Consider the following 13872-nt stretch of genomic DNA (forward strand, 5'->3'; position numbering starts at 1 on the left):
GAAATGACCTTAGCTATAAAATTAAATTTATTATCTAAATATAAAAACAATACCTGTTTAATATATAAGCATTTTATTTATTAGCAGTGTTTTATTCTTTTAAGGTCAGGGCAGGAAAATCTTAAGATCATCCCGTTAAGCAATACCCATTTTTTAAGAGTGGGTATTTCCGCAGTGTAAGTATCACCGGTAAATGTCGGATAAGGCGCAACGCGCCTTATCCGAGGTGACTTATCAGAACGACGCTTTAATGCCAATCATCGCAGAGGTGTCGCTGTAGCCTTTGTCACCGACCTGCTGGCCGACGTTGCCCCACAGGGAGACGTTCTTCGTCAGTTGGCCTTCCACACCGGCCTTCAGCTCGCCGATATTGCGGGTGCCGTCCAGATCCACGTTGTCACCGTTCATCGACACGCCGAACTCCTTGCTGTTGTGGATCCAGTTCGCTTCCACAAACGGCTGGAAGGTGCGGTCTTTGCCGTCATCCAGCTTGTTGTGGCCCTTGCCGAACAGACGCACGCCAATGCGGGTCTGCACGTTGCCGTCACCGTGGCCTTCCACGCGGGTGCCGTTGGCTTCGCGGTGTTCGTCCGCCTTCACGCCCATCCAGGTGACCTGCGCTTTCGGCTGGATGTACAGCGCGTTACGCTCGCTGATGTCCGCCAGCTTCCAGGTGTAGCCGGATTCCACCGACGCGGTGAAGCCTTTTGAGTCGTACTCTTCGGATTCGACGCCGCGACCGGAAACGGTGTTGTCAAACCAGCTGTACTGCGCCCAGGTATCGACATACGCGCCTTCGTGGGTTTCGTTGTCCTGCAGCCAGGTGCCGTACAGACCGACGCTGTAACCGCTGATGCGGCTGTCGGCGCGGTTGCCGTTACGCTGGTTTTCCGCCCGCGCTTTCTGGTTGGCATAGCCCGCCATCAGACCAAGGTGGAAACGGTCAGTGTTGTCGGAAGACCACTGAGCGATGTCGCCGCCAAGCTGCATCACATAGCGGTTGGCCTGCATCTCCAGCTGGCCGCTGCTGTCTTTCTGCCGGGTGTGGCCACCGACGTTGCGCAGCCACAGGCTGGTCACCGCTTTCTCGCCGGTCAGCGCGTCGACGTAGTGGGTTTCGCCCAGGCGGTCGTGCAGACGGGTGTTAAACATCGTGTTCGCCGCCTGCAGGTTCATGCCGTACAGACCCGCCTCCGGACGCACCGCGTTTTCGCGCGGGGCCGGTGCTGGCCTCTGCGGTTCCGGTTGTGCTGGTGGCGCCACCGGATCGACAGGGTCCAGAGGGTCTACAGGGTCTATGGGATCCACCGGGTCTACGGGATCAACCGGATCCGGTTCGGGTTCCGGCTGCGGGTCCGGCGTCAGGCCGCTGGTCAGATACCAGTTTTTCTCATTCTGGCCTTCTCCGCGCGCCAGAGTGTAGTCATACGCCCCCGCCACGATACGTCCGCTTTGTTTGAACTCGCCGTCAGAATTTCCGGCCACGCTGATAAGCTCGATACCGTCGGTGGTCAGCCCACCTGCGCCGCCTGCGTTCACCACCGTCACATTGGTGGCGCCGGAAGTGTTGCCGTTAACGAGCATCCGGTCAGTCTGAGAACTGTCGTCGCCCAACTGCGTGCGCATGATGATAGTGCCGTTATTGCCCGCGTAATCGCCGTCTACCGTCAGGGTTTTAAACGGCACCGTTTCGCGCGTTAGATTACGGCTACTCGCCATAGCCGGGGCAAAGTTCAGCGTCGCGTCATTCAGCGTCAGGTTAGTGACGCTGGAAGAGTCGGTCATATCCCAGCGGCTGCTGCTGCCGTTAAACGCCAGATCGATCACCCCGTCAGAGACTTTTTTCGTGCTGCCGTAGAGATACGAGTTGTCGCCGGTTTTAATGTTAACGACATGTCCGCGTTCGGAGTGAATGTCGCCCCACGCCATAAACTTATTGTTGTTGCTGATATCGACAGAACCGTAAATGGCGAGCAGATCGCCTTTCGCGCTCGCCAGCCCCTGCTGGCTGCCCAGCGTAACGTCGCCGAGAATGCGCGCGTTGGTGCTGCGTAACAGTTCAACCCGGTCGCCGCCCTGCGTCTGTACGTTCAGCGTGTTGAGCACAATGTCCTTCGCGTCCACGCCCTGGAGGCCGTACATATTGGTGCTTTCACCGCCGGTGAGCGAAATATCCACGTCGTTTATTCTGACGCTGGACTCTTCACTACCGTGAAACAGTGCGCCAATCACGCTGGTGTCTCCGGGCGCCGCTACCTTGACATTGAGATTATTCATCGTCAAATCAGAGACTTCGCCGAGGAAAGAGAGCCCGGTGTTTAAAGCAAACGTATAGACGTCTTCGTTATTAGTAACGTCGATATTCACGTTGTTAAAGTTGATCTTATTTTCTCTGCCGGGTCTGGCCGTGGTCACATAGTGATCTTCAAGCACCAGCCCCTTCACCCCACTTCTCGCGCTGTCCGTGTTAATACGGATATTGGTGTCGCCTTCAAAATCGCCGTTGCTACCCACGTTCATCCCCTCCAGATAGGACGCGGAAGTGGACTGCAAATCGACGTTAATATCACCGGTCACCTTCGTACTCAGGCCGCGGAACTCCAGGGCTTCAACGGTCGTGGTGCCCACTTCGCCGGGAGTTTTGCTGTCAGCATAGTTGACGGTCAGGTTATCCAGCGCGAGGGTTGAATCCCGATATGACGTGATGGCGGAGGCCATAATGCTTGACGATACCGTCACCGGGTCGGTAATCGTCATATCAATACGGGTGTCGCCCGTAAGAACCACATTCCCGCTGTTGTCGGCAGAAATGCCAATCGTCGGAACGCCGGTCTGGGTGATAGAGAGATCTTCGGCTTTAAAAGTGCCGCCATAGACCCGAACCGCATCAGCGACGGAGCTGGAGAGCGTCTTATAGCCAATAGTGGAGCCTTTACCGAAATCCAGCATACCACCGCTGACATACACGCTGGCGCCGGTGTTGCCTTCTGGACTGACCATATCAATTTTACCGTTAACCGTAACGCTGGCGTCACTTGCCGATACGCCGATATATTCCATGGCGGCGCCATCGGCAATAGTTAACGTGCGATCAGCTACAGGCGTGCGGCTATCAATAACGATGCGTTCGCCTTCAGCGTAAACCGGAAGCGAAGCGGCAGACAAAATCGAACTTAATAATAAGGCGATTTTACTGGGTTTAAATAAATAAAAAGACATCACAGGTTTCATAATTAAAAAGTACTCCGTTACCTGACGAGCCATATTTTCCAGGCAAACATTCCCATTTGCCTGTACGACATAAATACGTGAGGGATAGTGACTTAAAAGATGGTTGCCAGCAGCAACCGTTTCGATAGGGCTATTTTCGCGGCTGAATGAGGGGATCTCAAATGAAATAACCTTAACTCCACCTCAGACAGTAAATCTGAAATCAAAAATATAAGCAGAGCTAAATTCTTTAAATAATCTTAAATTAAGAATTAAAAACCAGAAAAGTAAGAAAAGATCATTTCTTAAATCTCAAAGAAGAAATAACGCTTCTGCCCCTCCTCCCTTTAAGACTTTTCGTTATATGGCGATAAACTGCGGAAGATGCTTTTTTATTTATGGCAAAAATAAACCGGCGCCTTTAGCACCGGTTTGAAAATAAAGGTTTTATTGTTATTCAGGCATGCGTTATCGGTTTTTGCTCCGTCTTCTGCTGAGCATTTTCCAGCATCCGGCGTACCGGTACAATCAACACTATTAATACGGCGGCGCAAATCAACAAGGCGATGGAACAACGGGCGAAGAGGTCCGGCAACATATCCAGTTGGTCGGCTTTTACATGGCCGCCGATCAGTCCCGCCGCCAGGTTACCCAGCGCGCTGGCGCAGAACCACAGCCCCATCATCTGTCCGCGCATTCTTTCCGGCGCCAGCAGCGTCATGGTCGCCAGACCGATCGGACTCAGGCACAGCTCGCCCAGAGTCAGCATCAGAATGCTGCCCACCAGCCAGAACGGCGACACGCCCGCCCCACCGTTGTTCAGCACGTTTTGCGCCGCCATCATCATCAGGCCAAAGCCCGCTGCCGCGCAGAGAATACCAATCACAAACTTGGTGATACTGCCCGGACGCACATTTTTACGCGCCAGCGCAGGCCACGCCCAGCTGAATACCGGCGCCAGCAGGATGATAAACAGGGCGTTGATCGACTGGAACCAGACAGCCGGGATCTCAAAATCGCCCACCATACGGTTGGTGTAGTCGTTAGCAAACAGGTTAAACGAGGTTGGTTTTTGCTCAAACGCCGACCAGAAGAAAGCGGCGGAAACCAGCAAAATAAAGCAGACCAGCAGTCTCGCACGTTCTTTGCGGGTCAGTCCGGCAAAGACAAACAGATAAATAAAGTACAGCGCCACGGAGGCGGCAATGACGTACACCAGCATGCTGGCGACCGCCACCGGATTGATAACGATCACCCCTTGCGCGATCAGCGTCACAATAATGGCGACGCCCACCGCCAGTGCGATCAGCCACGCGCCCACGCCGTTTTTCTTCGCCACCGGACTGTTCCAGGTGGAGTCCAGGCCAACTTCCCTGTCATAGCGTTTCATGGCCGGAACGGCAAACACGCGGAAGATGATCAGCGCCACCAGCATCCCGATCCCGCCGATGCCAAAGCCCCAGTGCCAACCGTGGGTTTTAATCAGCCAGCCGGAGATCAGCGGGGCGATAAACGACCCCATGTTGATGCCCATGTAGAACAGCGAAAAACCACCGTCACGCCGCGCATCACCTTTTTTGTACAGGGTTCCGACCATCACTGAGATACAGGTCTTGAACAGGCCAGAGCCCAACACGATAAACATCAGGCCGATAAAGAACAGGTTATCGCCCATCCAGGCGGAGAGCGCGATAGACAGATGACCCAGCGCGATCAGAATCGAGCCATACCATACCGCCCGCTGCTGGCCGAGCCAGTTGTCCGCCAGCCAGCCGCCCGGTAACGCGGCCAGATACATCGTCCCGGCAAAAATCCCAACGATAGCGGAGGCATTTTCGCGCGCCAGTCCCATGCCGCCTTCGTAAACCGTCGCCGCCATAAACAGAATTAATAATGGACGAATGCCGTAAAAGGAAAAACGTTCCCACATTTCAGTGAAGAACAAGGCGCCCAACGGATAAGGATGGCCGAAGAACGTTCGGCTTTCGTTTTTATTAACAGAGGAATGCATAATTTCTCCCGAAAGGGTGTGTCGTTTTGCTTGTAGACACTGAATTGCCGCCGGTCCTGAGAATAGTCAGGCCGATCATTACATTCAGCGAAATATTATTTAACCATTTGATAACCATGCGGCAGTTTTGTCTAGTGCCGAAGGGGGGACTTTAAGGCAAAAACTCGACAATCGTCTAGTTTTATAGATTTTCTGTTGGCAAAAACGGAAATGTGATTGACTTCCCTTTATCGCTCCTCGCTGCGTGGCTCCCCTCTCTGTTTTAAGACTAATCCCAGCGCCAGTGCCGACTATGCTTAATGTTTAAAAAACGTCCTTAGCGATTCAAACACGTTTTTCATTTTCCTTTTTTACCGACCGGAGGCCTGGCATGAGCAACCTAGGCAATAACCAGGGTGAGAATCATCTGCCCGTAACGCCGCCACCTGAAATCGTCCCCATCACCCTGAATGTCAACGGCAAGCCGCAGCAGTTGCACGTGGATACCCGCACCACCCTGCTGGATGCGCTGCGTGAGCATCTGCATCTGACCGGCAGCAAAAAAGGCTGCGATCATGGGCAGTGCGGCGCCTGTACCGTGCTGCTGAACGGTCGTCGCATCAATGCCTGTCTGACTCTGGCGGTGATGCACCAGGACGCCGCAATCACCACCATTGAAGGGTTGGGCACGCCCGACGCGCTGCATCCTGTGCAGGCCGCTTTTGTGCGACATGACGGCTACCAGTGCGGCTACTGTACGCCGGGTCAGATTTGCTCTTCCGTCGCGATGTTGCAGGAGATCGAAGAGGGGATCCCCAGCCACGTTACGCTGGATCTGGTCTCGCCGCCGGAAATGACCGCGAACGAAATTCGTGAACGGATGAGCGGCAATATCTGCCGCTGCGGGGCATACAGCAATATCCTTGCCGCCATAGAAGATGCCGCCGGGGAACTGAAGCCATGAAAGCCTTTACCTACGAGAAAGCGGCAACGCCCGCAGACGCGGCCTCCAGCGCCCGCCGTCATGGCAATGCGAAATTCATTGCGGGCGGCACGAATCTGCTCGATCTGATGAAGCTGGAAATTGAAACGCCCACCCACCTGATCGATGTGAACGGTCTGGATCTGGATCAGATTGAGGCCAGCGCCGACGGCGGCCTGCGGATTGGCGCGCTGGTGCGCAATACCGACCTGGCGGCTGACGAGCGTATTCGCCGTGATTACGCGGTGCTTTCCCGCGCCCTGCTGGCTGGCGCGTCGGGTCAGTTGCGTAATCAGGCCACGACGGCGGGAAACCTGCTGCAGCGCACGCGATGCCCCTATTTTTATGATACCCACCAGCCCTGCAATAAACGCTCGCCGGGCAGTGGATGCGCCGCGCTTGGCGGATTCAGCCGTCAGCATGCCGTGGTTGGCGTCAGCGACGCCTGCATCGCCACCCACCCCAGCGATATGGCCGTGGCGATGCGCCTGCTTGACGCGGTTGTCGAGACGGTGAACCCGGACGGCAACGAGCGCCGTATTCCCGTCGCTGATTTTTATCGCGCCCCGGGCGACACGCCGCATCTCGAAAATGTCTTACAGCCAGGCGAGTTTATCGTTGCCGTTACCCTTCCCCCTCCCGTGGGTGGGACGCATATTTATCGTAAGGTGCGCGATCGGGCCTCATATGCGTTCGCGCTGGTCTCGGTTGCCGCCATTGTGCAGCCAGACGGCACCGGACGCGTGGCGCTCGGCGGCGTCGCGCACAAGCCCTGGCGAAAGGCGGAAGCCGACGCACAACTGCCGCACGGCGCGCAGGCGGTGTATGACGCGCTGTTTGCCGACGCGCATCCCACGGTGGAAAACGCATTCAAGCTAATCCTGGCGAAGCGGACGCTCGCCTCAGTGCTGACAGAAGCGGGGGCATAAGCGATGAAATTTGAAAAACCAGCAGGAACCAATCCTGTCGATCGGATGCGCGTAGTGGGTCAACCGCACGATCGTATTGATGGCCCCAAAAAAACCACCGGTACCGCCCCTTACGCCTATGAATGGCATGATATCGCACCGGATGTGGCGTACGGCTATATCGTTGACGCCGCGATCGCGAAAGGCCGTATTATTTCGATGAATACCCAGCCCGCGCTGAACGCGCCGGGGGTATTCGCGGTGGTGACCGCAGAAAACGCCGGTCCACTCGGCAAGGGCGAGCGTAACGCCGCCTCCCTACTGGGCGGACCGGACATTGAGCATTACCAGCAGGCGGTAGCGCTGATCGTGGCGGAGACCTTCGAGCAGGCGCGCGCGGCGGCCTCTCTGGTCCAGGTTGAGTACCAGCGCGAGCCGGGCGCATACGATCTGGCAAAAGAGAAACCGTCGGTCACCACCCCGCCGGAGGATCAGCCCGATCAGGACGTCGGCGATTTCGCCACCGCATGGGCAACGGCGGCGATGAAGCTGGACGCGATCTATACCACGCCTGACCAGAGCCATATGGCGATGGAGCCTCACGCCTCGATGGCCGTCTGGGAAGGCGACAAACTGACCCTCTGGACGTCAAACCAAATGATTAACTGGGCGCATACCGATCTGGCCGAAACGCTGAACATCCCGCAGGAAAATATCCGCGTGATCTCGCCTTATATTGGCGGCGGCTTTGGCGGCAAGCTGTTCCTGCGCAGCGATGCCCTGCTGGCGGCGCTGGGGGCGCGAGCGGTGAAGCGCCCGGTCAAAGTCATGCTGCCCCGCCCGCTGATCCCGAACAACACCACCCACCGTCCGGCAACCATCCAGCATATTCGCATCGGCACCGATCGCGACGGTAAAATCAGCGCTATCGCCCATGACAGCTGGTCCGGCACCCTGCCCGACGGCACACCGGAAACGGCCGTTAATCAGACCCGGTTTCTCTATGCAGGCGCGCATCGTCATACCGGTTTGCGCCTCGCCAGGCTCGATCTGCCGGAAGGCAACGCCATGCGCGCGCCCGGAGAAACGCCGGGGTTGATGGCGCTGGAGATCGCGATCGACGAGATGGCGATCAAGGCCGGCGTGGATCCGGTTGAATTTCGCATTCTTAACGACACGCAGGTGGATCCGGCCAACCCGGATCGCCCTTTCTCGCGCCGTCAGTTGATCGCCTGTTTGCGCACCGGCGCTGAGCGCTTCGGCTGGCAACAACGTCACGCCACGCCGGGAGAAGTCCGCGAAGGCAACTGGCTGATCGGCATGGGCATGGCGGCGGGTTTCCGCGATAACCTTGTCGCCCCTTCCGGCGCGCGGGTGGCGCTGGACGCCAGCGGTACGCTGACCGTTGAAACAGACATGACTGACATCGGCACCGGCAGCTACACCATCATCGCCCAGACGGCGGCGGAGATGCTCGGCCTGCCGCTGGAAAGCGTCGACGTCAGGCTGGGCGACTCCGCCTTCCCCATTTCCGCCGGTTCCGGTGGACAGTGGGGCGCCAATACCTCCACCGCAGGCGTATACGCCGCCTGCGTCAAGTTACGGGAATCCATCGCCAAAAAACTGGGCTTCAACCCCGAGACGGCGGTATTTGAAGCAGGAGAAATCTGCGGCGACGGACGCCGGGTTTCGCTTCGCGAGGCGACAGCAGACGGTGCGCTGAATGCGGAAGATAAGATCGAGTTTGGCGATTTAGCGGAGAAATACCAGCAGTCCACCTTTGCAGGCCACTTTGTGGAAGTTGGCGTTGACGCCGCGACCGGCGAGATCCGGGTACGCCGGATGCTGGCGGTGTGCGCCGCGGGCCGCATTCTGAATCCGAAGACCGCCCGCAGCCAGGTGATTGGCGCCATGACCATGGGGATTGGCGCCGCGCTGATGGAAGAGCTGGCGGTGGACACGCGGCAGGGTTATTTCGTTAACCACGATCTGGCGGCGTACGAAGTGCCGGTACATGCTGATATCCCTGAGCAGGAGGTGATTTTCCTGGATGACACCGACCCGATCTCCTCGCCAATGAAAGCGAAAGGCGTCGGCGAGCTGGGGCTTTGCGGCGTCAGCGCGGCTATCGCTAACGCGGTCTATAACGCCACGGGCGTACGGGTGCGGGATTATCCGGTCAGACTGGATTCGTTGCTCAGTGAGCTGCCGGATGTGGTGTAAGGAGAGTGTATGCAGCAATCGCTTATCGGCCTGACGGACGCGCCGGGCAGGACGCCCCAGGCTGCCTTTCTGACCGATGATAGCCGGGATATTTTACGCTTTGCGCTGGAGGCGTTAGCGAACGGTATGGGGGCGGCGCTGGTGACGCTGGTCGACATCCGCGGCGGCGCGGCGCGTCCGCTGGGGGCGCAGATGACCGTACGCGAGGACGGACAGTATTGCGGCTTTGTTTCCGGTGGGTGTGTGGAAGGGGCGGTCGCCTTTGAAGCGATGGAGGCGATCCGCTGCGCTCAGGATCGCACTGTGCGCTACGGTGAAGGCTCGCCGTGGTTCGACATTGTGCTTCCCTGCGGCGGGGGGATTACCCTCAACATTCATACGCTGCGTTCGGCACAGCCGCTGCACGAAGTCTTGCATCAGCTTGAACGCCGCCAGCCCGTGACGTTGCGCTACTGCCCGACCTCACAAACGTTAGCCGTTCAGCCTGGTTACAGCAAAACACGCTGGCGCAACGGCGAATTTGCGCTGGGCTTTCGCCCCTGCGTGCGGGTCATGATATTTGGTCGCTCCGTGGAGGCGCAGACCACCGCGCTGCTCGCCGAAGCGGCGGGCTACGATGTGCAGCTTTGCGCCGACGCCACGCTTTTCCCGCCACCGGATGCCGATACGGCGGTACTTTTGCTCTGGCACGATCTTGACCGCGAATTTCCCGTTTTGCAGGCGGCGCTGGCGGCAAAGCCGTTTTATATCGGCGCGCTGGGCAGTTACCGCACGCACCAGAAACGGGTTGCCCGACTTTGCGCACACGGCTGGCGACAGAAGGATATCGCCCGCATCAACGCGCCTGTGGGCATTTTTCCCAAAGCGCGCGATGCCCGCTCGCTGGCGCTGTCAGTGCTGGCGGACGTGGCGGCGACGCGGCTGAAAAGCGAAGCATCCTGATGTCGTCGCCGGTGGTGATTGTTCTGGCGGGCGGAAAAGGCGAACGCTTTACCAGGGCTGGCGCCTCCGGGCATAAGCTGGATGCGCGGATTGGCGCGGATTCAGTGCTCGGGCATGTGCTCCGGGCGGTTGACGATGCCGGGTTGCGCTGGCACCTTGTCCGGCCCGCTGGCGGAACAAGCGGCATGGGGGTATCCATTACGCAGGGGGTTCACGCGACGGCTGAGGCGAGTGGATGGTTGCTCCTGCCTGCGGATTTACCGTTGATTCGTCCTGCGTCGCTGCAAGCTGTCGCGGCGGGGTTAGCGCAATATTCGGTGGTCGTGCCCTGGTATCGTCAGCAGCATGGGCATCCGGTCGGGTTTGGACGTCGTTGGCTACCGCAGCTGCTGGCGCTGTCTGGCGACACGGGCGCGAAGGCCATCGTGCATACTGCGCGTACGGAAAACGAGGTCTACGATCTGGCGCTGGACGATGCGGGTATCACGTTTGATATCGACACCCCCGACGATTTGCGGGCGGCCCGCCTGCATAGTCATACAGAACGGCGGTAACAGGGAACGCGCGCATCCTGCGTCGGGCCGTTATAGTCCGGCTGTTACATGGCCTGACCTTCACGCTGGATGATTATAATACCCCTATGACCTTATCTTTTATTTTCCTTGCCTGCCACACGGTATGCCGGAATAAGCCGCAACGAATTAACCCGGTCGCATAGCAATGCGCACTACGGCCTGGATGTTTAATTCGTTATTTAAAAATAAACAATCTTTCTCTATAGCATTCGTAGCCAGTCTGGATAATTGCGTTGACTTACTTGCCAGGCTAACACAGATGAAAAGATTATCCCGAAATGTTTTGTTTATGACTTTATTTACGCTCACCGCCTGCAGCGCGACGGGAGCAGATAAGATTGAACCAATCCGACAGATGCAAATTCCGCTTGTGCTACCGAACGATAGCGCGGCGAAAATACCTTTATCGCAACTTGCTTCGTTGTACCAGTACAATCATCAGCATATCTCTACGCTGTCGGCGTCGATAAAAACGCGTTATTTGCAGGAAGTGAAGCCGAAAGAGATATTTGAACACGATAATGACGTGCAGCGCGTTTACGCAGCGTTATCGAAACTGGAAGAGTTGCAGATGATGAATGAACATTACTTTACGGAGAGAAATGAGACGGGGTTACGCAAAATTGAAAACGCCCTGTCTCCGCTTATGCGTGGATAAAAAAAACCGACACGTCGTGTGTCGGTTTTTTTCATTTACGTGTCGCTGATTTCCACGACCACCCGGCGGTCCGGTGACAGACAGTTAATCAGTGTCTGCCCTTGCTGGCCGTCACACTGTGCGCCGGTGACGGATTCGCTTTCGCCACGACCCTCGGCGCGAATATTTTGCGCCGGGATCCCCAGAGTCATCAGCGCGTCGGCCACCGTCTGCGCACGGCGGGCGGAGAGTTCCTGATTATACCCCTCGCTGCCAGTACGATCGCTGTACCCTACTACTACGGTGGATTTATCTTTCGCAGGCTGCAGACCCGGGCTGTTATAAAGCTGACGAATGGCTGACTGGCCTTCCGCGGTCAACGTTGCCGAGTTGTAGTCAAACATCACGTCAGATTTCAGGTTGAAATGCCGCGGTTCCGGCGCGGGTGCGGGCGCGACAACCGGGACCGCCACGGCAGGCGCATCATCGTGTTGACCAAAGCGGTAGGTTACGCCGGCAGTCACGGAACTGACGTCACTGCTTACGCCAATCTGGTTGGCGTTGCCGACGTTGCTGACCCACTGGTATTCGACACGGCCAGCCCAGTTTTTATTGAAGGCGTATTCCGTACCGACGGCCGCCAGTGGACGCACGCCAGTTTCAAAACGGTTATGCCCGCTGACGTCAGACTCCGCGCGATAGCCCATCGCCCCTGCACGGCCATAAACATCCCAGTTATTCGTGACGGCATAGCTGGCTTTCAGAGACATTTGCAGACCCTGCGCCTTCAGTTTTGCCCCCGAGCCACCGTGCTGACCGGCGATCTGCATATTGCCTAAGTAGTCGTAACCGCCTTCCACCGCCAGCCACGGGGTGATTTGATAGCCGGTGTAAATCCCTCCGCCGACGTTATCACGATCGATATTAAAATGATTCGAGTCATTATTATTTTCGACCGCTTTGGCACCGGTTTTCGCATCAAAATAATGTGACCAGCCAAATTTTGCGCCGCCGTACCAGGTGCCCGCGTCCGCTGCCGCGAAGGCAGATGTGGCGCTGAACGCATTCGCGATAATTAAAGCTATTACTGTCTTTTTCATGTATTTCCCGTTTACCTGAACCTGAGTTAGATTCGTTTGCAAAGTGACTCAGTGGGCAAACGATATAACGAAAGTCGCAACGGGTTAATTCGTTTTCTGTTTAATTTTAAATTTTAAAAACTCTCGGGAAGATGACCCAGTTCAAGCAGATACCCCCCGCGCTTGAAGGTGATATATTTCCCCTGTTTGAGCGCAGAGAGGACGTTCAGTATACTGCTGCGCGATAAAAGCGTGCGATCCTGAATATAGTCAAGAATGGTGGTACGCATACGCGTTTCTTCAGGCAATAATATCATTTCATGCAGATGGTTACGTATTACCGAATAGGTACGTTGCTGCACGATCTGCGCATCGCGATATATCAGATATGCCGTATGGTAAGAGAGCAACGCCGCCACGTCTTCCCAGACGCCCTCCTGACGAAAGCGCGCCGCCGCCAATTGCGCATCAACACGCAGTACGGTGGAGACTGATTCTGTCCGCAATATATGACCTTGTGTCGGCTGTATCATTTCTGCGATTCCGAACAGGTGCGGTTCGTAAACCGTAACGATCAAAAGACCATCCGAAGCGCGAAGAATGGACAGTTCGCCCTCCAGCAGTAAATACATCTGCTGGCGGCCTTTATAAGTCCAGGTCATCCGTTTTCGCGGTGCAACGGTCAGTTTTTCTGCGACCGGCTCAATGATCGCCGTCAGGCGGGCGATGGATTCCTCGGGGCGAACGGGAGGTAAAACAAGCATGACGGATCCTTATCACTGAAAAGTGATGTCAGTATAGTCCAGTCGGGACGCGCAATAAGATAGTCAAAAATGTATTCATGCTTCGTTGTAAAAAGTCAGGGGAAAGAAATGACTGCCGGGATGACTGCCCTGCGTGATTATCTAACCCTACAGGAATTTATTTTCCTGAGGAGCATAAATGTTGTTTATTTTTAAATTTCGGACGCGTTACGCCGGTTAAATTGCTGTTCGATGATACGGTTTCCCCACTGGTCGCCCTGCCACTCTTTTTCAAGCCTGAAGCCAAAAGATTCATACAGCCGACGCGCCGCCGTCAGCTTATTAAAGGTCCATAAATGTACCGTATGGAAGCCTTTCTCATCACAAAACCGCATGGCTTCAGCCAACAGTCTTCGCCCGATGCCATGCCCCCGGCAGCCATCATCCAGAATGAACCAGCGCAGGTGCGCCTCTGTTTCAAGAAGAGTATGCACTGCCGAGGGCGAATAGTCGGTGGCCGCCAGCGTATTGGCCATAAATCCTAACTCACGAACCATCAGGCGAGAGGAAATGCGAATGTCTC

10 protein-coding genes and 1 pseudogene are annotated in these 13872 nt (G+C 56.4%); 6 read left to right on the forward strand and 5 right to left on the reverse strand.

Annotated elements, in window-relative coordinates; translation table 11 throughout:
- Positions 1 to 234 precede the first annotated feature (234 nt).
- A complete protein-coding gene (locus CSE01S_RS23505) occupies positions 235 to 3219 on the reverse strand; it encodes an autotransporter outer membrane beta-barrel domain-containing protein (protein ID WP_316244866.1) in 2985 nt (994 codons plus the stop codon).
- 448 nt (positions 3220 to 3667) lie between these two features.
- On the reverse strand, positions 3668 to 5221 hold the full coding sequence (locus tag CSE01S_RS07210) for a peptide MFS transporter (RefSeq protein WP_042286126.1): 1554 nt from the start codon (positions 5219 to 5221) through the stop codon (positions 3668 to 3670).
- A gap of 370 nt (positions 5222 to 5591) precedes the next feature.
- Here CSE01S_RS07210 and paoA point away from each other — a divergent pair, with 370 nt between their 5' ends.
- From paoA to CSE01S_RS07240, 6 genes are all read left to right on the forward strand, one after another.
- Entirely contained in the window at positions 5592 to 6164 is a 573-nt protein-coding gene (paoA, locus tag CSE01S_RS07215; RefSeq protein ID WP_042286127.1) for an aldehyde dehydrogenase iron-sulfur subunit PaoA, read from the forward strand.
- Positions 6161 to 7111: an FAD binding domain-containing protein gene (locus CSE01S_RS07220; protein WP_042286128.1), complete on the forward strand. Its 951-nt coding sequence runs from the start codon at positions 6161 to 6163 to the stop codon at positions 7109 to 7111. Before paoA ends, CSE01S_RS07220 begins: the two co-directional genes overlap by 4 nt.
- Before the next feature lie 3 nt (positions 7112 to 7114).
- Entirely contained in the window at positions 7115 to 9313 is a 2199-nt protein-coding gene (paoC, locus tag CSE01S_RS07225) for an aldehyde oxidoreductase molybdenum-binding subunit PaoC (RefSeq protein ID WP_042286129.1), read from the forward strand.
- Between the two features lie 9 nt (positions 9314 to 9322).
- Positions 9323 to 10255 (forward strand): XdhC family protein, encoded by a 933-nt coding sequence (locus tag CSE01S_RS07230; protein ID WP_042286131.1) that lies wholly within the window; start codon positions 9323 to 9325, stop codon positions 10253 to 10255.
- Positions 10255 to 10809, forward strand: a complete 555-nt coding sequence (locus CSE01S_RS07235) for a nucleotidyltransferase family protein (protein WP_042286132.1) — start codon at positions 10255 to 10257, stop codon at positions 10807 to 10809. The genes CSE01S_RS07230 and CSE01S_RS07235 overlap by 1 nt, the downstream gene beginning before the upstream one ends.
- Before the next feature lie 280 nt (positions 10810 to 11089).
- Positions 11090 to 11488, forward strand: a complete 399-nt coding sequence (locus CSE01S_RS07240) for a KPN_03583 family lipoprotein (protein ID WP_042286133.1) — start codon at positions 11090 to 11092, stop codon at positions 11486 to 11488.
- Positions 11489 to 11523: 35 nt separating this feature from the next.
- On the opposite strand, the gene ompA is transcribed toward CSE01S_RS07240, so the two are convergent.
- From ompA to CSE01S_RS07255, 3 genes and pseudogenes are all read right to left on the reverse strand, one after another.
- Positions 11524 to 12567, reverse strand: coding sequence for a porin OmpA (ompA, locus tag CSE01S_RS07245; protein ID WP_042286134.1), 1044 nt, complete (start codon positions 12565 to 12567; stop codon positions 11524 to 11526).
- Between the two features lie 113 nt (positions 12568 to 12680).
- The gene (locus tag CSE01S_RS07250) at positions 12681 to 13310 is read right to left on the reverse strand and encodes a helix-turn-helix domain-containing protein (protein ID WP_042286136.1); all 630 of its coding nucleotides are present in this window, start codon (positions 13308 to 13310) and stop codon (positions 12681 to 12683) included.
- Positions 13311 to 13501: 191 nt separating this feature from the next.
- Positions 13502 to 13768: pseudogene (locus CSE01S_RS07255) on the reverse strand (GNAT family N-acetyltransferase); the annotation flags it as partial.
- Positions 13769 to 13872 lie beyond the last annotated feature (104 nt).

Origin of the sequence: Citrobacter sedlakii NBRC 105722, assembly GCF_000759835.1 — a bacterium.
Lineage (GTDB): Bacteria > Pseudomonadota > Gammaproteobacteria > Enterobacterales > Enterobacteriaceae > Citrobacter_A > Citrobacter_A sedlakii.